Origin of the sequence: Capilliphycus salinus ALCB114379 (assembly GCF_047276495.1) — a bacterium.
Taxonomy (GTDB): Bacteria; Cyanobacteriota; Cyanobacteriia; order Cyanobacteriales; family Microcoleaceae; genus Capilliphycus; species Capilliphycus salinus.
Map to the genome: position 1 here is coordinate 1,346,063 of NZ_CP178543.1, position 23,899 is coordinate 1,369,961.

General features: G+C 44.1%; 19 protein-coding genes. 5 read left to right on the forward strand and 14 right to left on the reverse strand.

Translation table 11 applies throughout. The features are described from left to right. Positions 1 to 77: 77 nt before the first annotated feature. Both ACL6C3_RS05590 and sat read right to left on the reverse strand, forming a co-directional pair. Entirely contained in the window at positions 78 to 239 is a 162-nt protein-coding gene (locus tag ACL6C3_RS05590; RefSeq protein ID WP_413166058.1) for a hypothetical protein, read from the reverse strand. 305 nt (positions 240 to 544) lie between these two features. Further along, a complete protein-coding gene (sat, locus tag ACL6C3_RS05595) occupies positions 545 to 1,711 on the reverse strand; it encodes a sulfate adenylyltransferase (RefSeq protein WP_413166059.1) in 1,167 nt (388 codons plus the stop codon). A 316-nt stretch (positions 1,712 to 2,027) separates the two neighbouring features. Here sat and ACL6C3_RS05600 point away from each other — a divergent pair, with 316 nt between their 5' ends. Both ACL6C3_RS05600 and ACL6C3_RS05605 read left to right on the forward strand, forming a co-directional pair. Continuing rightward, on the forward strand, positions 2,028 to 2,465 hold the full coding sequence (locus ACL6C3_RS05600; protein WP_413166061.1) for a hypothetical protein: 438 nt from the start codon (positions 2,028 to 2,030) through the stop codon (positions 2,463 to 2,465). A gap of 491 nt (positions 2,466 to 2,956) precedes the next feature. After that, complete coding sequence (locus ACL6C3_RS05605; RefSeq protein WP_413166062.1) at positions 2,957 to 3,487, forward strand: hypothetical protein; 531 nt, start codon at positions 2,957 to 2,959, stop codon at positions 3,485 to 3,487. 62 nt (positions 3,488 to 3,549) lie between these two features. Here the strand turns inward: ACL6C3_RS05605 and codA are convergent, their stop codons facing one another. From codA to ACL6C3_RS05625, 4 genes are all read right to left on the reverse strand, one after another. Continuing rightward, entirely contained in the window at positions 3,550 to 4,818 is a 1,269-nt protein-coding gene (codA, locus tag ACL6C3_RS05610) for a cytosine deaminase (RefSeq protein WP_413166063.1), read from the reverse strand. Positions 4,819 to 4,846: 28 nt separating this feature from the next. Then, entirely contained in the window at positions 4,847 to 6,484 is a 1,638-nt protein-coding gene (locus tag ACL6C3_RS05615) for an alpha/beta hydrolase (RefSeq protein WP_413166065.1), read from the reverse strand. Between the two features lie 524 nt (positions 6,485 to 7,008). Then, complete coding sequence (locus tag ACL6C3_RS05620) at positions 7,009 to 10,422, reverse strand: ATP-binding protein (protein ID WP_413166067.1); 3,414 nt, start codon at positions 10,420 to 10,422, stop codon at positions 7,009 to 7,011. Between the two features lie 755 nt (positions 10,423 to 11,177). Further along, positions 11,178 to 13,004 carry a vWA domain-containing protein gene (locus ACL6C3_RS05625; protein WP_413166069.1) on the reverse strand — a complete coding sequence of 609 codons (1,827 nt, stop codon included), beginning with the start codon at positions 13,002 to 13,004 and terminating at the stop codon, positions 11,178 to 11,180. Positions 13,005 to 13,085: 81 nt separating this feature from the next. On the opposite strand from ACL6C3_RS05625, the gene ACL6C3_RS05630 reads away from it, so the two are divergent. Beyond that, complete coding sequence (locus ACL6C3_RS05630; RefSeq protein WP_413166070.1) at positions 13,086 to 14,627, forward strand: calcium-binding protein; 1,542 nt, start codon at positions 13,086 to 13,088, stop codon at positions 14,625 to 14,627. 407 nt (positions 14,628 to 15,034) lie between these two features. Here ACL6C3_RS05630 and vapC read toward each other — a convergent pair whose 3' ends face one another. From vapC to ACL6C3_RS05670, 8 genes are all read right to left on the reverse strand, one after another. Continuing rightward, positions 15,035 to 15,433: a type II toxin-antitoxin system tRNA(fMet)-specific endonuclease VapC gene (vapC, locus tag ACL6C3_RS05635; RefSeq protein WP_413166072.1), complete on the reverse strand. Its 399-nt coding sequence runs from the start codon at positions 15,431 to 15,433 to the stop codon at positions 15,035 to 15,037. After that, positions 15,430 to 15,663: an antitoxin gene (locus ACL6C3_RS05640; protein ID WP_413166073.1), complete on the reverse strand. Its 234-nt coding sequence runs from the start codon at positions 15,661 to 15,663 to the stop codon at positions 15,430 to 15,432. The genes vapC and ACL6C3_RS05640 overlap by 4 nt, the downstream gene beginning before the upstream one ends. 76 nt (positions 15,664 to 15,739) lie before the next feature. Further along, on the reverse strand, positions 15,740 to 16,462 hold the full coding sequence (locus ACL6C3_RS05645; protein WP_413166075.1) for a Uma2 family endonuclease: 723 nt from the start codon (positions 16,460 to 16,462) through the stop codon (positions 15,740 to 15,742). A 17-nt stretch (positions 16,463 to 16,479) separates the two neighbouring features. Beyond that, positions 16,480 to 16,668 (reverse strand): hypothetical protein, encoded by a 189-nt coding sequence (locus tag ACL6C3_RS05650; RefSeq protein WP_413166077.1) that lies wholly within the window; start codon positions 16,666 to 16,668, stop codon positions 16,480 to 16,482. Next, positions 16,661 to 17,236, reverse strand: coding sequence for a zeta toxin family protein (locus ACL6C3_RS05655; RefSeq protein ID WP_413166078.1), 576 nt, complete (start codon positions 17,234 to 17,236; stop codon positions 16,661 to 16,663). Before ACL6C3_RS05655 ends, ACL6C3_RS05650 begins: the two co-directional genes overlap by 8 nt. A 65-nt stretch (positions 17,237 to 17,301) precedes the next feature. Then, positions 17,302 to 17,793 (reverse strand): DUF2726 domain-containing protein, encoded by a 492-nt coding sequence (locus tag ACL6C3_RS05660; RefSeq protein ID WP_413166080.1) that lies wholly within the window; start codon positions 17,791 to 17,793, stop codon positions 17,302 to 17,304. Positions 17,794 to 18,458: 665 nt separating this feature from the next. Further along, on the reverse strand, positions 18,459 to 19,550 hold the full coding sequence (locus ACL6C3_RS05665; RefSeq protein WP_413160293.1) for an ISAs1 family transposase: 1,092 nt from the start codon (positions 19,548 to 19,550) through the stop codon (positions 18,459 to 18,461). A gap of 333 nt (positions 19,551 to 19,883) precedes the next feature. Further along, positions 19,884 to 21,176 (reverse strand): glutamate-5-semialdehyde dehydrogenase, encoded by a 1,293-nt coding sequence (locus tag ACL6C3_RS05670; protein ID WP_413166081.1) that lies wholly within the window; start codon positions 21,174 to 21,176, stop codon positions 19,884 to 19,886. 196 nt (positions 21,177 to 21,372) lie between these two features. Between ACL6C3_RS05670 and ACL6C3_RS05675 the strand changes: the two genes are divergently transcribed. Together ACL6C3_RS05675 and ACL6C3_RS05680 are read left to right on the forward strand one after the other, a co-directional pair. After that, a complete protein-coding gene (locus tag ACL6C3_RS05675) occupies positions 21,373 to 22,062 on the forward strand; it encodes an SDR family NAD(P)-dependent oxidoreductase (RefSeq protein WP_413166082.1) in 690 nt (229 codons plus the stop codon). A gap of 364 nt (positions 22,063 to 22,426) precedes the next feature. After that, positions 22,427 to 23,899: an aldehyde dehydrogenase family protein gene (locus ACL6C3_RS05680; RefSeq protein WP_413166084.1), complete on the forward strand. Its 1,473-nt coding sequence runs from the start codon at positions 22,427 to 22,429 to the stop codon at positions 23,897 to 23,899.

Here is a 23,899-nt window from a genome sequence, read left to right on the forward strand (position 1 = left end):
GAGTTTAGCAAATCTTAAACTTGCTTTCGGTTGCGCCCTGGTGTTATCTATTGGTTTGAGCGGCGATGCTTGCTGATTTATCCCAGAGCGACCCATCTCAATGGGTTGGCTGAGTTACAAACGCATTTTAACAGGTCGCCACCGTAGGCGCTCACCTCGGGCCACCCACAACCCCCGGATGGGCGATCGCCAGCCAAACTCAACCGTACTGTCAGAAATTGTATCGTGCTTGTTGCCATCAATGTACCCCCGATTGATTCGATTTTCTCACCCGACCCCAAGGGCATCGATTCCGGATAACCCGGTAAATTCTATCAATTTTTCTAAGATTGGGCGCTCGGGTTTGACTTGATTCTCTGACATGACAGCAACGAAAAGCATTGCATTTTTTGATCCCCCCAATCCAAAGATGCACCCTAAAGATGGGGGACAATGAACGCTCGGTTCGTCTTTATTCTATTTAAAGATTACCCGCTCGCCAATGGGATTAAGGGGGGTTTTGTTCAACTCCAAGGCGTTAGAGCGTTACTTGGGCTTTACCGGGTTAACCCTGCATCGCCTTGACCAATTCTGCGGCCACTTCCGGACGGGAGAATTCTGGCGGTGGCATTTCGCCGCGACGCAACATTTCCCGAACTTTGGTTCCCGACAGGTGAATGCGTTGTTCGGGTTGACTCGGACTGGTTTTGCTGGTTGCCATTCCGCCGCTGAGGGTGCAGTAGAAGGCGTGTTCAAATTTCATTGGGGTGATGCCCAACTCCGAGGGTTCAAACTCATCGAAAATATGTTGGGCGTCATAGGTGCCGTAGTAATCGCCCACCCCGGCATGATCGCGCCCCACAATAAAATGAGTACAACCGTAGTTTTTGCGGACGAGGGCGTGGAAAATGGCTTCTCTCGGGCCTGCGTAACGCATTGCTGCCGGATTGATTGCCAAAATTACCCGATCTTTGGGATAATACTTATCCATCAAAATTTCGTAGCAGCGCATCCGGACATCGGCGGGAATATCATCGGATTTCGTGGCTCCGACCAGCGGGTGCAGAAACAGACCGTCAACTGTTTCTAAAGCACATTTTTGAATGTATTCGTGAGCGCGATGGATGGGGTTGCGGGTTTGGAAACCGACAATGGTTTTCCATCCTCTTTCCCAGAATAACGCCCGAGATACGGCCGGATCGATCTGATATTGCGGGAACAGGGGATGATCGTCTCGCTCGAGCAACCAAACCGGCCCTGCGAGATTGATTGGCCCTTGTTCGTAGATGACTTTAACTCCGGGGTGCTTGTCTTCTGTCGTCCGATAGACGTTGAGCGCCTCTTTTTCTTTGTTGTAGGTGTATTTTTGCGTGAGCTTGAGTACACCGACAAATTTGCCCGCAGGAGAGTCCAAACGGATATAACTGCCTTCGAGTAAGGGGGTTGCCACTTCTTCGGTCACGGACAAGGTGATCGGAACCGACCAGGGTAAGCCGTTACTCAGGCGCATATCAGTGACGACGGTTTCGTAGTCTGCCTGTTCCATGAAGCCAGTTAAAGGGCTAAAGCCACCGATGGCAATCATTTCTAGGTCGGACAGCGTTCGCTCATCTAGCTGAATTCGGGGCAGGAAGTCGGCTTTTTCTATAAATTCCTGCCGTTGCTCGGGGGAGGCAATGCGGTTAATCAGTTCTCCGCCGTGGGGAGCAATTGCGTCTTTCTGCTGACTCAAGGGAACCTCTCTAAGTGAACGACAAGTTGGAGAAAATATTAAGTTTTTCTGATTTCCTATCTTAACCCGTTATCGGACAGTGTTTTTATGTAAACTTACCTATTTGTGCCAAATTCTAGGTAAAATTTGGCGATCGCCGCCGAATCGTCCTCCCGTCTCTCTCGCCACAACCTGCCTCATAGAATGTACAATTTGTCAAGTTGGAGAGTTGATTATCCGGAGAACTGATCGGATTCTCTCGCCAGAAAGATTTCTAAACGTGCTAAAACAGATATCGTCTAAGCAAAGGTATGAACCACCGGTGAAGGAGTAGACAATGCGAGTAAGCTGGAAACTGTTAGCGATCGTTTTGCTCTGGATGCTTCCAGTCCAGGCTCAGGTCTCCAATGCTCAGGTACAAGCATTAGTTGAGGCGTTACGTTTGGCGGCTCCCCAGACGGGAACCGAAAATGATGGACTCTACACGGACTGGCAAATTAAGCCCGAGAATATCCCCCGTTGGTCTAGACTCTGTATTAATGAGGAAATGACACCGGCTCAGTTTGAAGCCAATGAGCAGAAAGCCAGACAGGTCTTAGGCTGTGTCATGGAAGATGTTCTCAATGAAGAATACCCTAACAGTGGTAACAGCGAAGACGTTGCCATTCGTCGGGCGGCGGCCTGGTGGATGACGGGAGACCCCAATCAATACAATAGCGGTCAAACGGCGGAGTACACTCAAAAGGTCTTGCGTTTCTATCAACAGCAGAAGTAAGGTAAATAGGCAGTCACCAGTCACCCGTCACCAGTCACCAGTGAATAGAGGGAACAGGGAACAGGGAATGGGGAATAGGGAATGGGGAATTCTAAACTTCTGACTTTTGACTTCTGACTTTTGACTTCTCCCCGACTCCCGACTTCCGACTCGGGGGCGGGTTTACAAGGGTTGAGAGTCGGAGATGATACATTAATTGAGAACCGGCCCCTACATCAAGCCCCTAGATGAGACCGGGGCGGGTTTACATGGGTTGAGAGTCGGAGATGATACATTAATTGAGAACCGGCCCCTACACCGACACCTGACACCTGTTCCCGGTGAAAAACAATAGGGAACAATTGGGGCGGAAAACTCGACTGATACAATGAAAATAGTGTCGTAGCAGTTGCCAACGGCACACTTCCCCTATTGAGGTGAAGTCAAAACCGGGTTTCACATCTTATCTTAGAAATAGGAACTAGCAGTCTATCCACTCCAAGGAGGGAGACATGAAACGCATTTTAGCCGTCGCCACACTCTTACTAACCACCTGTGCCATTCCCGTTCAAGCTTCTTCTAATACTCGATCTGAGTTGAGTCGCTTTGAAAACCCGGTAGAAACCGAAGGCGTATTACTAGCCGATAGTCGGGATGAAGCTTGGGATAGGTATCGAGATCAGCGTCATCGCGAACTCGATCGCCAAATGAACGATGAAATGAACAGACCCCACAATTCTCGCTTGTCTCAGAGACAAAAAGAGCAAGTGATTCGGGATGCTCATAAAGCCCTCGATAAACAGCTAGATCGCGAAGAAAAAGATTGGAAAGAACGCTACGGTCGTTCTAATGGTCGCTACGATCGCAATAATCGTGACAATCGCTTTGATAGAAATTACGATCGCAATAATCGTAACAATCGCACCAGAGACACTCGCTACGATAGCGATCGCCGTTATGATAATCGTACTGATCGCGATCGCGATTACCGAGTCGATCCTCAAAATCCCTACGAACAGTATAGAAGAAGAGTAAGTTATTAACAGTGATCAGTGAGCAGTAACCAGTGATCAGTTATTACTGGTCACTGTTTACTGTCTGACGGTCAAGATGTGGCGTGAAAGATGGTTTTTTCGGGTTCTGTTTCGATTAACAATTGACCTTTTGAAAAAACATATTGAACGGTTGATCGTTTGCGAATTGCATCAAAACGGCTTTCTGCATCCAATACAATAAAATTAGCGGTTTGGTCAATTTCTATCCCGTATTTTTGACCCAACGACAGTGTTTTTGCACCGTTCCAAGTGACCATATTATAACAGGCTTCTATTTCGGGAATTCCGGTCATTTGACAGACATGAACCGCCATGTGAGCGACATCTAATAAATCACCCGTTCCCAAATTATACCAGGGATCTTGCACACAATCATGTCCTAAACTAACATTTAATCCCTGTTGCCATAACTCTTTAACTCGGGTAACTCCCCGACGTTTGGGATAGGTATCGCTGCGACCTTGTAAGGTAATATTAATCAAAGGATTGGCAACAAAATTAATTTGCGATCGCTTCAATAACCCCATCAATTTTAAGGCATAGGCATTATTATAAGAAGCAAAAGCGGTGGTATGGCTGGCGGTGACTTTTTCCCCCATTTCGGTTCGGATCGCACAGGCGGCGACGACTTCTAAAAACCGAGATTGATCATCATCAATTTCATCGCAGTGAATATCAATTAAACGGTCATATTTTTGAGCGAGTTCAAAGATACGGTGAACGGATTTTACTCCATCTTCTCGGGTAAATTCATAGTGGGGAATTCCCCCCACCGCATCCGCTCCTAATTCCAACGCTTTTTCGAGCAATAATTCCTGTTCTGGACGGCTATAAATTCCATCTTGAGGAAAGGCGACAATTTGTAGGGTCATCCAGTCTTTGACTTCTTCTCGAACGGCTAATAAAGCCTGTAATGCAGTTAAATTCGAGTCGCTGACATCCACATGAGTTCTAACAAATAAAATCCCCTGTTGTGCCTGCTGTTGTAAAGTTAAAATTGCCCGTTCTTTAACATCTTCTTGGGTTAGTTTTTGTTTGCGTTCTTCCCAAATTTTTATTCCTTCAAATAGGGTTCCGCTCTGATTCCAGCGGGGTTCACCTGCGGTTAAAGCCGAATCTAAATGAATGTGAGACTCCACAAAAGGAGGGCTGATCAGTTTCCCTTGCAGGTTAATTTCTTGTTGGGCGGATGCGGAAATTGAAGGCTCAATTACGGCTATTTTTCCGGCGGCAATTGCCACATCAACGATTTCGGTTTGTGTCGGCGATCGCAATAAACAACCTTTTCGTAAAATCAGATCGTAAAGTTGAGTAGACATGGTTCCCCTCTGAATTTTGACTGAGAATTTAACCCTGTTGTTTGGCTTGTCGGATGGCTTGGAAAAACTGTTCGGGCGTCACGGAACGAACCAAACTTAGAGGATAAGGATTTTCACTGATGGCTTTGGCATAAGCGGCTTGTAAATACGGAGAATAGGACGGATCATTTGCCACATAAACTTTGAAAAATGCCAAACCGACGGCATTAGTATAATTATTAATGGTCAGGGGAACCGGATCAACAATTTCTTTGAGAGAAGCGCTAACGGCCTGATTAACCATACTGAGGTTAAGATTAATATGATGATCTCCTTCGGCCAGGAGAAGATATTTATCGGGAGTGGTCAACCAAGTAAAGGAGCGAACTTGTTCCCAAGCCACCGGTGTCACTTTATCTTCGCCGCTAGTTTTCCAGAGAATGGGAATGGAAATTTGGCTTAAACTTTGTTCTCCAAAGATGCTACTATTAACGGGATTAATCGGCATAATGGCTTTAACCCGTTCATCTCGGAATTGATAGGATTTCCGGGGCAATTCTAAAGCCCGACATTGAAATAATCGAGCCAAATTGGGGCTGTCAAATTCCGAAGAACAATCGGCTTGTAAGTTGTCAAAATCGATTTCTGCACCGGCAATTGCCAGGGCTGTATAAGCCCCAAAAGAGTAGCCGGCTACGCCGACTTGATTAACATTAAGTTGACCGTCAAATTCATCTTGATTTCGCCGTTCGAGTGAGTCTAATAAAAAGGAAATATCGGCGGGTCGATCTACGAATTCGGAGACTTTAAAAACATCCGTTGCCCGTCCAGAAAGTAAGGCTTGAATTTGGTCGGTATCGCTACCGGGATGTTGAATTAATGCGGCTACAAACCCGTAGGAAGCCAAATGTTCCCCGAAGGCGGCGTAGTCGGTTCGGTTGGCGGCTAAACCGTGAGAAACAACGATAATGGGGATAGAATTTGGCTTTCCTTGATTAACTTGTTCGAGGGGTGCGGGAACATAAACATCGACTAATATTTTGCGGTTGCGTTGGCGATCGTTGAGAAGAATTGTTCGCTTTAAAGTGCTGTAGGGTCCCGAATGCCGAATATCGGGTTTTTGGGTGTAATCTGCTAGAGGTTCTGAGGCGATTTCATCATTTGAGATTTTAACAATTTTGTCGATAACGGCTTCAGTTTCTCTGGATAAGGTTGTGATTTGATCTCGCAACTCAAAGAGTAATTGAGTATTAACTTGAATCCCTTCGCTGGGGAAATACCGTAAAATATTGAGCGGAGTTAATCCCTCCGGATCTTGTGCGGCTTTAATTAAGGCTGTGCGAATGGCGTCGGAACCATTTCTGAGGGTAATGGTGCCTTTTTCATTGAGTTTGGCTTGAATCAAATCTCCCAATTTTTCTAAGAAGATTTGACCCGTAGGAGAGTTGAGAAACTGAGACACCATCAAGGGGTCAAACTTATAGGAATCGAGTAATAAATTCCGAAACTGTTCTTGGTCGTCTGCACTCAAAAGTAGGAGATAATTTTGGAGTTCTGAATCCTGAATTTTACCCTCTTTGGCGTAGATTTCTAAAGCTTCTACGGAGACGGAAACATTAGCCGAAGCAAAAGATAAATAAACTCGTTCTGCGGCTTGAGTGGGTAATGCTGAAAGTAGGGAAATCATCAGTGCGAATACCCCGGTTTGAAGAATAGAGTGATTGCCTAAAAATCGCTCGGGTTGCTGATGTTTTATCTGGTTTTTTTGAGGGTGGTTGATTTTCATGGGTGAGGAATGCAACTCAGGAGTAATTTAACAGTGCGACTGAGATGTTTTCAAGCCAGTGGTTGAATTGTCTTTATTTTAAACGATTTGTACTTGTTGTAAATAACGGTTTTCCGTCCTGAACTTCGTCGGGTTGAGTCCCATTATCTCTGTCCGGGAGAGAGTCTGGGTGAAGCCGATACTTTTTGCTCTGGGAAAATGATTGTAGCCCTACAAGCTGACATTCCGACCTCAACTCATTTTATCCCAGATCGTCAAGAGTTTTCCCCAATCTTTGCAAATAAGCTGCTGTAATTGGGGTTAATTTTTTAACTGAATTTTCAAAGGAACTTGGGGAGAGGAGAACAAAGAGATTTGTCGGGTAGGAATTAATTGTTTTTAGGGTTGAGAGTTCAGTATTTATAACTGAGATTTGAGAAGACAGTTTATTTTTCTGTATGTTCGTGAAGAATTTGTTTAATTTCTTCTAAAAGATCGGATATAGAAATTTGACCGGGTAAAACTTTTATCTCTAATTTTGTCATAATTTCTTGCAGAGTTTGCTGGAGTGTGAAAGGGGAATTATCCCTAAAAACTTCTTCAGACTGAGAGTCTAATAAAGGCCGAGAAGGTTCGAGGTTTTCTAGGATAATATTGGATTGATTTAAAATCAGAATGGGAAAATCGGCAGAGATTTGTTCTAAAGTATTCAACACCTGTAAAAGAGCGGGTGATAAATCTCGGGTACAAATCAACAGCAAATCTACACTGTGATATTGTACCTGCTGGAGAACATCGGACCAAGATTGAGCCATTAAGCCGCGAAAACCTGCGGTTTGCAAATACTGAACTAATGCCCGATCTATTTTAGTTTTAAAGCGGCTCGTTTGAGCTTCTTTGTGTTCGCAATTGTCGTTATTTTCAGAAAAATGCTGAGGTTCAAAGGATAAAGAATCCGGATCGGAATAAATATCTTGTTGAAAAGAATCAGACGCCTGAAAATCCGGTAATATTGAAAAATCGACTAAAAGAATATTGGGTTTCCAATTCATCCCGACTGCGACTTGAACCACTTGTAACAAAGCAGATTCTAGAGTTTGAGAGGATTCTGAACTCTCGTCATTATTCTGCAAATATTCCGCCACCAAGCAGGGAAAAACGGAAAGGGATTCAAGTTGATTGGCAATTTCTGTGGTGGGTTGATCCAAAGTAATCAGAGGAAGTCGGCTGAGAATTTCCGACTCGCTGAATTCTTGCAGAAAGGCGACGGAATTTTTAACGCCTGTGGTACTTTGTAAAATAATCGCATCGGGATTCCAAATTCTAGCCAAAAGTTCGGCTTGATTGAGATCATCTGCTTCTAAAATCCGACAACTGGAAAAATGATGTAAAATTAAAGCGGAATGATGAATAGAATTTTCAACCGTTTTGACATTCAAGGGCGAATTTTGAGTTTCGGATAAAAAAGACAGTTGAACATCTTCTTCAATCGGATTTAACCACAATAAAGTTAATCGCTGAGTGGGATGAGAAAGAGAATCCTGTTTGAGTTCATTCAGAATTTCTTGTAAGTCATGTTTCTGTACCGGCAAACTCAAAAACCCGTCACAATTATTGAGTTGGGCGCGTTTTTTATCTCCCAAAGTAGCCGTAATCACAACAGGAATTTGATGGGTGTGAGTATTAGTTTTCAGTAAAGTCAAAACATCCCAACCCGACAACAAAGGTAACAGAGGATTGAGAAAAATCACCCGAGGTTGCAAACACCGAGCTTTTTCGAGGGCTTCGGTACCGGAACGGGCGATAACGACGCGATAACCGAGACTGGTTAGCTGTTCGCTCAGACTAAAAATATAGCGGGGTGCGGCTTCTACAATCAAGATTAACCGAGACTGAATTTCTGCACTGGGACGGGGAGGATTAACGGTGGAACGTTGGGTTTTGGACGTCGGATGAGAGGGTTGCCAGTCGCGGGTATCGAGGCCCCAATCTTTGCGTTGGGGAGGACTCGGAGGTAACAACAGGGTAAACTGACTCCCCTGGTTGTGCTTGGAAATAAAGCTGACATCACCCCCGTGTAAACGGGCCAAGCGTTGGGTGAGAACCAGTCCCAGTCCGGTCCCTTCAAATTTACGAGTCAGGGGACTTTCAAGCTGTTGAAACTTTTGAAAAATCAAATGTTGCTTGTCTTCGGGGATACCTATCCCCCTATCCCAAACGGTAAAACCGATCCAGTTTTCCCAGTGATTAACTTGCAATCCAATTTGACCGTCATCGGGTGTAAATTTGAGGGCATTGGAAAGAAGATTAACCAACATTTGGCGCAACCGCAACTCATCGGCGACAATAGTTTCCAAACCGGGTTCAATCTCCAAAACAAAGCGTTCTAGAGGGTTCGGGGCGTTTGAGGGGTCGGTTGGGTTGGCGTTTGAGGCGGCGCCGGAAGATTGGTGGCGATCGTTGGAGTGATGTTGTAGGGAAATTTCAAAGGCGCGCTGACAGACGGCTCGAATGTTTACCGGTTCGGGAATCAGTTCTAGCTGTCCGGTTTCCATGCGGGTCAAGTCTAAAATATCGTTAACGACCATCATCAGATGGCGTCCGCTTTGGTGAATGAGTTGAGCGTAGCGGGCTTGACGGTCATTGAGCGAACCGAGCGCCTGATCTTTGAGCAGGTTGGATAGTCCTAAAACTGCGGTGAGGGGGGTTTTGAGTTCGTGGCTGATACAGGCGAGAAACTCATCTTTGAGTCGGTTGAGTTGCACCAAGTCGGCATTTTTCGCGGCCAATTCTTGAGCAACCCGGTGTTGGTCGGTGATATCTTGGGCGATGACGAGCCATAACTGAGATTGGGGTGAAGCCAGAGATAGCGCCCCATTTCCTTGTAAGGGTTGACGGACAAATTGCCAAACTCGTTCGTTTCGGTTGGGGAGAGAACAAACGCAGACATAGGTGTTGTGGTCGGTTTCGACTTCGGACCAGTCGGGTAATATATTCAAATTTTTGGAGACGGTTGGGGCGGCTTCTGGGGAGGAGTCGGCTTTGGATCGATGAGTTGGGGTCTGTGAATAGATCCATTTCGACGGGGAAACGGGATGGTTTGGGGTTCTCGAGAGTGGGGTTGTAGACTCGGAAACGGGTTCGGAGGTGAGGGATTCGGGTGTTTCACAGATATATTGGGAGTCCAAGCCAAATTGAGAACGCCACGCCTGATTTTGAGCGAGGGTTTTGCCATTTTCCTGTTGTATGACCAGGGGAATGGGTAATTGTTCGATCAGTTGTAGGAGCGATTTGGGTGTTTGGGTTTGTGTGTCGGAATCGTTGCTTGGGGTCCGGCGAGGTGTGGAGTCGCGCAGGTGAGGTTGGCCGGCTAAATATTGCAGCAGTTTCAGGCTGTCGAGGAGTCCGATGAACTGATTGGCTGGATTAACGAGGGCGAGAGACTGGGGATAAAGATTGACGGGGTTGGCCCGATCTTCGTCGCTAACGTTTGCCGTACCTGAGGGGATCTGTTGAAGGCGCTGCCAAAATTGGTCCCAGTCGAGATCGACGGGAACGGAGATTAACGGGTCGAGGAGGGTTGGCTTTATATCCGTTAGGGTTTGTTGGGTGAGTGTCTGAAAATTGTTCTCTACTTTGTTCTCTACTTTTCGGGCGCGCGCTTCGGGGTGAGGGAACAGATACCCGATCAAACCCGGCAATTTAACGAGTCCCAAGGGATGATTTTCAAGATTGACAACAACCAGGCGATCGCATTTTTCCAGGCAAAAGATTGACCAGACCTCACCTAAGGTCGCGGTTTGAAGGCAAACGGGTACCGCCTGGATAAAGCTTTGGAGGTGAGTGGGGCAAGAATACATAGAAAATTCTACATTAGAGCCGTTTGCGTGGCGTTCTCTTGTGGAGATCGCAACTGAATTCGTGCGTTGAGGGCAGGCTTTGGAGTTGAACCGATTGATATAAACTAGCTTCTGACGTTGTGTCAGTCTCTTGGGTTCCTCTCGGGGGAACGGGGTTTTTCTGGCCCCTCAGTCTAGACAAGTTTGCCGTTTTATTCGCGCAGGGGGCGAGTCAATCATGGCTCTCCGAGTGGTGCTATGAATTTCTGGCTATGGCTTGGGCCTTCTTTAACTTCCGAAAGTCTTCTCAGAAGCGCCTTTTGAGATCTGTCTCTATCATGTTCGATCAACCTCAGGAAAATCCTCACCTTAACAATAAAACAATAAGAATTAAAACTTTTAAAAATACATTGACAAATGTTCTTTAGTTCGTTCTGAGAAATTATTGGTTATTATACCGCACGCCCGAGGAGAATTTGATCTCGCCAGTCAACGGCGATCGCGATAAGAGCTAAAAATCGATCCGGGGCGAAAGTCTGGCTGCGGTTGTCTTTCGCGTCTAAATTCAAAATCGCCGGAGCGGGGATCGTTGAAAAATTGGGTTTTCTTACCTATTCCGGGTTAATTTTCGTGCGGTTTGCCCGGTTGCTATATTTATATTTTTTTCGGTTTTGTCGGGTTTTGGAAAAAATCAAGAATTGGCGATTTATTTTTATTAAACTGTTCTATTCTCCTTCGCCAATTCCTGAATTTATTCGCCTATTTTTTCCTAAAATTTATTGCAATAATCGTCTTATTTTTCCATAAGCTGCATAGGATTTTCCGTCGGAAGATTCTCGCACTTCATCGACAACATATAACACCCCTTCGGCGCGAATATTTCGAGGAAAACGAATATTAAAATCGGGATTGTATCCATCGGAAACGACTCGCGCCCTCAATTTACTTCCTTCTTTGACGCACTGAACTAATATCCCAGTTCCCACATCATCGACGGTTTCTAAGTCTTCATAGCTACCGGTTGCTTTGGCGGCTTGCAATGATTTTGAACGGCTTTGAGTTGGATTTAATTCGGTCTGAGTTGCCGTTCCCAAACGCCGAATTTCCCCTTTTACCCGATAAAAATCTCCCTTAGCAGAAAGGGTAATTTCATCGACTACATAAGTGACGCCTTCTTGACGAATATTGCGGGGAAACTGTACGTTTAATTCGGAATTATATCCCTCTGAAATTACCCGCACTCGCAATTTTCCGCCCTCGCGAAAACATTGTAATAATATCCCATCTCCGGCTTCTTCAACTCCGGGTAAACTGGACGCATTTCCCGATGTAATTCCCCGCAATTTTAAATCGCTGCGGCTGCGGTTTCGGGTTTGATAGGACTGATCGCGCATTTCTTTGCGAGTCGCCGCATCCAGGCTTTGGTTTTCTATCCGTTGGGCGTAATAGTTTAATTGTTCGATTTCTTCGGCGATTTCAAAGATTTCGTCTAAAAGTTTACCCCTGATATCTTCTACAGCCGAACGCAATTTTTCGGCGGCTTGTTTGTACTGACCTTGATCGGCTAAGGCGATGGCTTCGTCTTTGAGGCGGGCGATTCTCAGTTGACTGGTTTGTTCGAGAACGGTAGAATTCAGTTGGGATTGACTCGCCTGTTCTTCCGAACCAATGGTAACAGAAATCGGAAATTGTTCCGATTGAGATTGAATGCTGTCTTCAACTAGGGTTTGATAATCGTAAGTTACGGTTACAAGCTTGATATCTCCGGCGTTAGCTTGGGGTGGAATGGATAATTGTAGGGCGAGTTGTTTGGCTTCGACTTGATAAACATCACCCAAAAATAACTCTAGCTGTTCCCCCTGACGGGTCGAAGGATAATTGTTGAGAACTTCGGTAATTTCAACTCCGGTTTCCGGCTGTAATTTCACCGTTAAATTTTGGGCGACAACTGCGGTTAAACTCTCCAATTCTATTCTAAAAACTTGGGCGACATCATCGGGAGATTGAATAAAATAAAAGTTTCCGCCGGCCGCATCTGCCATACTAATCAGCAGGTCTTCATTAAAATAGCTTCCAAACCCCAAAGTTGTGGTAATAATTCCAGTTTCGGCTTGATTTTTAGCGGTTTTGGTGAGAACTTTCGGGTCAGTAATTCCCATGTTCGCCTGTCCGTCCGTTAGCAATAATACCCGGTTGAGTCGGTCGGAAGTTTGCCGAGATTTTACACAATCGCAGCCCATCAACCAACCCCCGCTTAAATTGGTACAACCTCCCGCCCGAATGCGACCAATTTGTTTACAAATAGCGGCTTTATCTTCTACAGTTTGAGGAGGTAATATGGTTTCCGGTTTATCATCATAAATAACCACAGAAACGATATCATCAGCAGTGAGAGATTCGACCAATTGTTGAGCGGCTTTGATAGCATAACGCAAAGATTGACCCGCCATCGAACCGGAACGATCAATCACCAAACTGAGGTTTAATGGACGACGGGGAGACGTTTCCCCTTGAGTTTGGGCGTTGAAATTGAGAATCAGATCGACAGTAGCGGGAGTATTCGTCGCAATGAGCGGGTAAGAAAGGGAGTAATTCGCTTGCATTGCCAAAGTTGGGGTAAGTTACTGTATGGATCTTAGCTTAGATTAATCTGAACACCACCCGATCGGGGGGACGGAGGTTATATGGTTCGTAATCAAGATGAATTTAACAAGTTTAACCAGGTTTTAGACTTGAGCAATGTCGCTACAGTAACGTTAAATGCGAGTAGAGGGGAAGTTGACATTCGTAGGTCAAGACAGGATGAAGACGAAGAAGCAGGCTTACCCCTTGAACCGACTCCTCCTCCCATTCTAGAACCAACGCCGCCCACACAGGGACCAACTCCGACGCCAGTACCCACGCTTCCCCCTATTCCCGTACCCACTCCAACTCCCACTGGTACTCCGACTCCCACACCGACACCGACTGACACTCCCACACCAACACCCACACCCACACCGACACCGACTGACACTCCCACACCAACACCCACACCCACACCAACACCAACACCGACACCAACTCCAACTCCCACACCAACAGACACTCCCACTCCCACTCCCACACCGACAGACACTCCCACACCGACAGACACTCCCACACCCACACCCACACCCACACCCACTCCGTTACCCCCAGAAACCGGGTTAGAAGGCGATGACGGAAATAATCTTCTGGTGGGAACCAATAACCGAGATTTAATTACGGGACGGGGTGGAAATGACACCATTTCCGGTTTACAAGCCGATGACTCTCTTAATGGAAATGATGGAAATGACATTATTTACGGTGGACGCAATAATGATACTTTGCTTGGCGAAAGTGGGAATGACTTCTTACAGGGGAATATTAACGATGACTTCCTAGACGGGGGAAGCGGAAATGATACGTTGTACGGGGGGGTGAATTTTGATACTCTCCTCGGCGGTATCGGAAATGACTTGCTATTTGGGGATAAAGGCGATGATAGTCTTGATGGCGGCGATCGCAATGATACCCTCTATGGCGGTGAGGATAATGATATTTTAACCGGCGATTTTGGCGATGATATTCTCATCGGAAATGCGGGGAGTGATAGCCTCGACGGGGGGGCGGATGAAGATGTTTTGTATGGGGGTTTGGATCAAGATAGTTTGTTTGGGGGAGATGGTAAAGATTTTCTTCGGGGTGACAAACAGGACGATTTTCTTGATGGCGGTACGGGGTCTGATTTGTTGTACGGGGGTCGGGCGGATGATACTGTTATTGGCGGAACGGATAATGATTATGTTAGCGGCGATAAGGGAAATGATCTGTTAATTGGGGTTGATGTTGAGGCTGATGTTCCCGGATTTTTAGAACTTGATACGCTTTACGGGGGAGATGGTTTTGATACGTTTGTTTTGGGTGATGAAGGAAAGGTTTATTATGATAATCAGATCGATGATGAGTTTTTGGGTCTGGATGATTATGCTTTGATTGTTGATTTTGATTCCACTCAGGATATTATTCAGTTGAGCGCTTCCGGTGACTATTTGTTTAGCGAGTCTTCCGAATTGTTTAATGAGTCTCCCGAAGGGTTTCCAGTCGGAACGGCGATCATTCTTCGGGCGTCTGGAGGGAATGAGTTAATTGCTATTTTGGAAGGGGTTTCTGATTTGAATATTGGGGAGGATGTGGATAATAGTCCGATTCGTTTTATTTAGTTAAATCAACCGGGGGCGGGTTTATATAAGTTGTTTGTGAGAAATATATATTTGTTCGGAACCCGCCCCTACACCATTTCCCAACCCCTCTTGACCTCTCCCCCAACCCCTCTTGACCTCTCCCTAACCCTCTCCACCTCTCCCCAGCCCTCTCCTACGAGGAGAGGGGGAAAATCGTGTCCCGTTGGGGACTATTTATTAGTTGGAGAGGGAAATTGTTCCCCCATTCCCTCGTAGGGAAGGGGGGTTAGGGGGGTTAGGTTCAAGCTTTTACCTCTCCCCGATCGCCTCTCCTAAAAAGCTTTTTAGGGTGTGTTGTGCGATCGCGCAGGCGCACCTTTTAATAGAATTTAAAATATTTGTTGTACAATTGGTTTAATATCATCCTCTTTGATAGACATAAGCAGTTACACCCAGTTTTCTAAAACCAAGTTAGGAATCCGAGAAAATTCATTAACATTATTAGTGACTAAGGTGACTTCTAAACTAATCGCTTGAGAAGCGATTAACATATCCATTGCCCCAATTACCATTCCTTTTCGTTCCAGTTCTCCCCTAACTTCTGCATAAACTTTTGCCGCTTTTTCATCATACGGAACAATCTCTAAAGGAATCAAAAATTGATTTAGGGCTGTTTGATTTTGTTCTTTCTGCTGGCTTTTGTAAACTCCATATTCTAACTCTGCAACTGTAATTGAGGAAATTCCCACATCCGATAGGCTTAATGATGCAAACTTTTTAAGCACTTGCTCTGGTTTTATTTTGATAATATAAATACAAATATTGGTATCAAGTAGATACTTCATGCAAATAGATCCTCTCGCTGTTCTAGTTCGGGCTGTTGACGAGTTTCCATAAAATCCTCTGAAAACAGATTGAGACTATCAAATAAAGATTGCCAAGGGTTATCTTTGGGAATGAGAATAACAACAGAACCCATTCTTTTAATATAAACTTCATCACTATCAAATTGAAACTCATCTGGCAATACTAGCGTTTGATCGGAGCCGTTTTTCAAAAGTCTTATAGTGTTCATAATTGTGAATAAAACCTCAACCGAGACTATTTGTATAATTATAACAAATTAGTTTGGCGATCGCTTTTGATAAACGTTAACCGTTTAAAAATTGTTCAGGATCAATTCCTTGTTCTCGCAACCGTTCAATTAAAGCTTGATAACGTTGCTGTTCTTGTTGTCTGAGGGTTCGTTCTTCTTCCAGTTGAGCCAAAGCTTCTTCAGCGCGTTGATATTCTTCTTCTGCGCGTTGGTTAAGTTCTACAGAAGTCAGAAACTTTCGCCCATCAGGACGATAAACTTCTAAAGTATTTTCTGTTAGTTCAAAGCGAATTTGTAAACGGGGACTGACCCAACCGTTGGGATTTTCAATTTCTTCTAAATGTTCATCGACGCGCAGAGAACCCATAAATTCAACATTTTGGGGGTCATAAATGTAATATTCTTCCACGCCATATTGTTGATAAAAAAGTAGTTTTCTCATCATTTCCTGGGGACGATTTCCCGGCGATAGGATTTCAAAAACAACTTGAGGCGCGATATTATTTTCCTCCCATTGTCGATAGGAACCCCGCTCGCCCTTGGGTCTTCCAAAGACAACCAAAACGTCGGGAGCCTGACAAACTTTCGGCTTTCCCTCAACCGGATACCACAGTAAATCACCGGCTACAAAGACGTTTTCATCCAGAGAAAACAGGATTTCTAGATTTTCTTTAATCGTTACAATCCATCGAAATTGTAGGGTATTGTCCGCCATTGGTTGACCGTCGCTTTCGGGATAGATGATATTAGTTGATGTTTCCGGTATTTGTTGTACCATTGGTTTTACCTCGTCGGTTACTCCTGGGGTTGATCGGTTGATGAAAGGGGAGGAATTTGATCGGCGGTTAGGGTGACGACTTTTCCCTCTTTCCAAATACTAATTGATTCCCCCAGTTTGCGGTGTCTTTCGATGGCGTTCGCGATCGCTTGTTTTACCCCGGCGTCAATTTGGGTAGATAGTTTATCGGGAATGGGTTTATTCATCGTTATTAGTTGTGATTTGTGTCCAAAATTGAGGTTGATAAATAATCGGTTCTTGATTTAAAGAACGTTCGGCGATAATTTGTAAATTCGGGCTAGAATTATCATAAACGATCCAGCGATCGCATAAAGGCAAATACAAATCAGTGAGGTTTTTTCGTCCCCGTTCATAGCGACGGCGAATGGTGTCTTCTGGGATATTGTGACCCCCGCTTTCTACCCGTCTGCGTACCCGTGCGATCGCCAATTCTGGACTTTGTAACCAAAAGTAAATTAAGTTGATCCTGTACCCTTTACTTTTACATTTTCTCAAAAAACGGACAAAACTGCGAGTTGCTAGGGTGGTTTCAAAAGCAAAATCAACTTCAGCCTTAACTAAGGTTTCCAGTCTTTCTAACATTAATCGTCCGGCTTGAATCACCACAGATTCAGGATTAAAAGGAGAAAGACCCGCAGCAATTTCATCGGCGTTGACATATTCAAGCACTCCCAGAATATTCGGGAGTATTTGCAAAGATGCGGTCGTTTTTCCCGAACCATTTGCACCTCCAATTATATATAAATACGGCATAATTCTATTGGCAAATTATAAAAATAGCACCCATTATTATAATATCAACCTCAGGATCACACCAATTAAAAGGGTAAGTTAGAAAGTTGAATATTAGATACAGTAGACTGTTCGCAATACTTTCTCACAAAAGCTTGAGCGTCTTCTCGTCCTTCTCCGGTAAAGGGATTATGAATAATTGCTTCATCCTCTGAATAAAGATGCAGTAACTTAACGTTATAAATCCGAGAATAAATGAGAGGAACACCCGCAAGTTTAAGTAAGGTTGCTTTTTTGCGATCGCGTTCTTTCGCTTCGGCAGAATCGTGATAGGAAGATTGAAACTCAACGACCAAGCAAGGATTGTAATCCGAGTCAATAATCAGTGCATCTACCGAACTGCAACTAAATAAAAATTGTCTCAACTCATACTCTAATTTATTTTTATTCACCGATTCACAAATTCTCGCCAGCGACACTTCTGGACAGATTTTATATTCTGTTCCCACACAAGTCTGTAAAAAATCCAGCATGGCTTCTGCATGGTAATTAATGAGTCGTTTGGCTTTGACAGACATTAGTTTTGCTCCATTTCTTCGATATGACAAAGGTCAATGCTTTTAACTTTATCGACTCTACTTCAGTAAAACAATAAATTTGTGAAAGATCTATTGCTTTTTCTTTTATCTCACAAAGGTCAATGCTTTTAACTTTATCAACTCTACTTCAGTAAAACAATGCAAAATTTACACTTTGTTTTTTCTTGGTGTATGTTTTATGTATCATCCGCTACAATCTTTGTAGAGCAGGGGTTTCGCCCTCTTGAGATGACTTGAGTTGTTTTCTAAAACCTGTTACTCCCCCCGCTCCACCCCCCCACCCGGCTTTTGAAGGGTAGGTCTGTTTCATTCTCTACCAGAAATTGTAGAACCTAACCCCCCAACCCCCTTCCCTACCTCTCCCTAGCCCTCTCCTACCTCTCCCCAGCCCTCTCCTAAAAGGAGAGGGGAAAGGTGTCCCTCGCGGGACTATTTATTAGTCGAGAGGGAAAAGGAAGAAAGTTTTTTATTTGGAATGGGGAGTAATGAATAGTTTTAGATATTTAATAAACTTAAAAGTCCTCCCCTCGCCCCACCCCCCTTTTTAAGGGGGGATCAAGGGGGGATTGGAGAGGGGTTGGGGGAGAGGTCAATAGAAAAATGACTCCCCTCGCCCCACCCCCCTTTTTAAGGGCAGGGCCGTTTCATTCTAACAAAATCCAAAGCCTAGACCACCTGTTATTAAGCCATCTTTGACCCTCTGTAATTGACACAAAGCCTAAAAGTCTAAAAAGATTAATTGCAATAGTTTGAAGAATCGATAAATTCGTTCGTGCTTGAAAGTGAGCTATAGAAGAATCATCTTCTTTGAAGATCACATCCTTGACCCAATGCAAGCGATTTTCAATTTGCCAATGACCTTTTATTTTTTCAGAAAAATAATCGGCTTTTTCCCAAACGCTACTGATGTAGTAAGCGACTTGATGATAGTCCTTTTTACCTCTTTTACCCCATCTTTCAACTCGGATTAAGCTTTTAATTTCATACCAACTAGATTTCAGGGAATCTATACTCTTGAAGACAGCTACTTGGCGTTGAATTTGGCGACCATGACTTTTATCTTGCTCTATCTTGATACTCAAAGGCTCTTGATTGTGGGCGACAGACTCTAGAGCTTGATACAATTTTTTTTGATTCTTTTTGACGGTGATTAAGTAGTGATTTTTTGATTCAATAATTTTTTTAACGGTTTGCTTTTGGCAGTGCAAAGCATCCAGAGTAAATACTTGATTCTTCAGGGGAAAATCTTCGATGATTTCTTGGACTTGCTTAATTTCTGAACAGCGTTTGTTCTCAAAGCAATTTAATCCCAATACAACTTGATATTCTTGACTGTACAAGGAAACAAATGAAACAAAGTTTTGATGAGAGTTGCCAAAATTGTCTACAGTGCTGCCTAAGCTTTTGCCATCAATACAGACCCAATCCCTCAAATCATCAGATTCACATAGACTACTAGACCATTGATTAAAAATGTCCTGAAGATTTGACCAGTCTACTCCCATCAGAACTCGTCTTATGGTTGATGAAGATGGAACTTTTGGGGATGAAATCTTAAATTTTTTAACAATTAGCTGTTGATTGGCTTTGGCAAAATCTCCCATCGCTCTATACCCTAAGTATCCCTGCATCGCTGCCAAAATTACTATCAATAGCACCAACCATAATGGATGCCTTCTGCCCTGGCGGCGGCGAAAGTCCTTGACTTTTTTAAGTTCTTTAATTAGACTATCCATAGATAAAATTTAAGAAAAAACTGGCGATTGCTATCATTTTACATCCGGCGCGATCGCCAGTTTTATTGTTCAATTCCCGCCTTTAAGAATCAGAGTGGAACAAGCCGTTTGAGTCAGGCGATCGCTATGTTTTTCTAAGATTTTAGGTGTTCTGAAGAAAAAAGGGGTGAAACTGCTTCCAATTTTAGCTCCTCGCGATCGCAAAATTTTAGAATGAAACAGCCCTGCCTTTTTAAGGGGGGATCAAGGGGGGATTGGAGAGGGGTTGGGGGAGAGGTCAATAAAGTTCCCCCCAAATTTGGGCGGAGGAGGGGGGCTAAGAGGTCAACAAAATTAGAGGTCTTTATGGGTAAAAGATTTGGCATTTTCGCCGGAATAAGTCGCCGCAATATGACCATTTCCGACAACTTTATATTTATAGGTAACTAACCCTTCCAAACCCACCGGCCCACGCGGAGGCATTTGTTGGGTACTAATACCAACTTCCGCCCCAAACCCGTAGCGAAAACCATCGGCAAACCGAGTTGAACAGTTGTGAAAAACGCCCGCAGCATCAACAAAATCAAGGAATGTTTGGGCGGTTTCTGCGTCTTCGGTAATGATCGCTTCCGTATGTTTGGAACCGTAAGTATTGATATGAGTAATTGCTTCTTCTAAGGAGTCTACAACTTTAATTGATAATATCAAATCGCAATATTCTGTAGACCAATCTTCGGATGTCGCCGCTTGCATTGGGGCAATTTTTTGAGTGCGTTCATCGCCCCGCAATTCAACCTTATGCCGCTGCAATTCCCCCACAACTTTCGGCAGAAATTCGGCTGCAATATCGGTATGAACCAACAGCGTTTCTACGGCGTTACAGGCTGCGGGATAGTTCGTTTTTGCGTCAACAGTGATGTTAACCGCTTTCTCAAGTTCCGCCAATTTATCGATGTAAACGTGACAAATTCCGTCCGCGTGACCTAACACGGGAATCCGGGTATTTTCCTGAATAAATCGCACAAAAGCGTTGGAACCTCTGGGAATAATTAAGTCAACATATTCATCGAGTTTCAACAGTTCTAAAATTTCTTCTCGGGTGGTTAACAGTTGGACGGCGTTGGGATTAATTGCCGTTTGGGAGAGTCCGGCTTGAATGGCTTTGACCAACACCTGACAGGTATTTGTTGCCTCTTTTCCGCCTTTTAAAATCACTCCATTTCCCGATTTTATTGCCAAAGCGGAAATCTGAATCACCGCATCGGGACGGGCTTCAAAAACCACCCCCAAAACCCCCAACGGACAAGTTACCCGCTTGAGAATTAACCCTTTGTCCAGTTCCCGATGAATTTGTATTTTACCCACCGGATCGGGCAATTTTCCCACATTTCTTAAACCCGTTATCGCACCTTTTAACTTGGTTTCATCCATCTTCAAGCGGTTATATAACGGTTTGGGAATGCCATCAATTTCTGCTTGCTGACAGTCGGTTTTGTTGGCGGCGATAATGTCGGGTGTGGCGGCTTCTAAAGCTTTGGCTATGGCTTCAATTGCTTGATTTTTTGCTTCTGTAGAAACAACCGCTAATTTTTGGGCGGCTTGGCGGGTTTGTTGGGCGAGTTCGGTTAGTGAGTTAGAAGTCATCATGTTTGTTGCTGAGTCTTAATCTTGGGTTTGAATGTTTCCTCTACTGTTAATTTTAGCTGAGAGCGTTCATTCGTTAAACGCTCTTTTTAATTCTTCAACTAGAATTGGGTAAAATCACTTATTGTTTTTGGAAGTCTGAGAAAGTTATTCTAGTTAAAAAAAAGAAGGTTATAGCATTGACTGAGGTTAAATAGGCATGATCGATCAAGACAAGAAAAAAGTGGTTGTCGTTGGTGCAAGTCGCGGAATTGGTGCCGCCGTAGCCGAACACTTTTCAATTCGAGGAGATGAAGTGTTTTCTGTTTCCAGAAGCCCTTCAGTTTCGGGAGTTTGGATTCAAGCCGACATTTCCAAACCCGAAGGAATCGCCGCTGTTGCTGATGCAATTGGAAACCAGACAATTGATGCGTTATTATTTATGGGCGGGGTATGGGAAGACGGTGCATTTACAGAGGATTATGACTTTTTTAAAAGCTCAGATCAAGAAACTCGATTTGTAATTAGCGTCAATACTATAGCGCCGATTGAAATTACCAGAACGTTATCAGAAAACTTGGCAAAAGCTAAAAATCCAAGGGCGATTTACATGGGTTCAGTGACCGGGTTAGATCACTCTGCTTCTGTTGAAGTTGCAAATACAGCATCCAAGTTTGGTTTGAGGGGTGCAGTTCAGTCTCTGAGACTAGCACTTCGTCATAAAAAGATTGGATTTACAGTGATTAATCCCGAGAATGTTGGAACGGAAGAAGTGATGTTGGATATTAAAGAAGGAAGATTTTCTCCTCAAATTCCTATCCCGATGTCAGATATTATCTCGAGTATTGATTGGCTTTTGAGTTTATCATGCAATGTTGATATTCAAGATGTGAACTTGTATCAACGATAGAAGCACGTTTAATTCAAGTTAACCGGCTAAAAAAGAAAGATGGGTTGCGCTTTTACCAACCCATCCTAAAAGTTTTTTTGAGCGTTATTTGCGGTTATTTCTAGATATTCCAGAGGGCTAAATAAGCATCATTTCCACCCGGAGTTTTAATGTTTGCTGTAATGTAGATTTTAACCGAGTTGGTTCATTCATCAAACTATATATTCAATCTTTGAAGTAAAGCCCGGTAGAATTACTTATTATTTTAACAGATTTAGGAAAGTCTATCTAAGTCTAAAAAAAATATAAAATTTACTCAAATTGTTAAATTTGATCGTCAAAATACAACTAGCTCTGAAAATTAAACTCAATTTAGGATAAACTTATGGTAACGACGGCACGACCCCAAGAAAAAGTTAAAATCAGCCAGACGAAACTGTTGATTAATAATGAATGGGTAGACAGCGTTTCTGGGAAGCGGTTTGAAACCATAAACCCCGCAACGGGAGAGGTGATTTGTGATGTTGCTGAAGCGGATGCTGCTGATGTAGAAAAAGCCGTTACAGCCGCCCGAAAAGCGTTTAATTCGGGAGATTGGCCGAAAATGTCCGCCCGAAAACGGGGCGAACTTCTGTATAAATTGGCAGATTTAATCGAACAAAATAAAGAAGAACTTGCTTTTTTAGAAACCCTTGATAATGGGAAACCCATCGGCGAGTCGATGACAATAGATTTACCCTTTGCGATCGCTTGTTATCGATATTATGCAGGTTGGGCGGATAAAATTCAAGGCAAAACGATTCCCGTTGATGGCCCCCAATTCTGTTATACTCGCCACGAACCGGTGGGCGTTGTCGGTCAAATTATTCCCTGGAATTTCCCTCTGGTTATGCAAGCTTGGAAACTCGGCCCTGCGTTGGCTGCGGGAAATACTGTGATTCTAAAAACAGCCGAACAAACGCCACTTTCTGCCTTACGAATTGGGGAATTAATATTAGAAGCAGGCTTTCCCCCCGGAGTTGTAAATATTTTATCCGGTTACGGACCAACTGCGGGTGCGGCTATCTCTCATCACATGGATATTGATAAAGTTGCGTTCACGGGTTCAACGGAAGTCGGGCATTTAATTATGGAAGCGGCTGCTAAAAGTAACCTGAAACGGGTGACTTTAGAATTGGGTGGAAAGAGTCCGAATATTGTGTTTGCAGATGCCGATTTTGATGCCGCTATTGATGGGGTTCATCTGGGTTTATTCTTCAATCAAGGGCAGTGTTGTAATGCGGGTTCACGGGTGTTTGTTGAAGAAAGTTGTTATGATGAATTTGTGCAGAAATGTGCGGAAAAAGCCCAACAGCGCCGAGTCGGAGATCCCTTTGATCAACAGACTCAACAAGGCCCCCAAGTTGATGATGTTCAGTTTGAAAAAGTGATGAGTTATATTGAGTCGGGAATAAATGAAGGCGCCCAAGTTTTATGCGGTGGAAAACGTGTCGGCGATCGCGGTTATTTTATTGAACCGACTGTTTTTGCTGATGTTCAAGACCACATGAAAATTGCCCGCGAAGAAATTTTCGGTCCGGTAATGAGTATTATCAAGTTCAAAGATGTTGAGGAAGTGATTCAACGGGGAAACGATACAATGTATGGTTTAGCCGCAGGAATTTGGACGAAAGATCTCAGCAAAGCCCATAAAGTTGCTCACGGTCTTCGGGCGGGAACGGTTTGGATTAATACTTACCATGCGTTTGATGTGGCGGCGCCTTTTGGTGGCTTTAAACAGTCAGGAATTGGCCGAGAATTGGGCGAGTATGGTTTGCAGCAATACACCGAAATTAAGACGGTAAATATTCGATTGTAA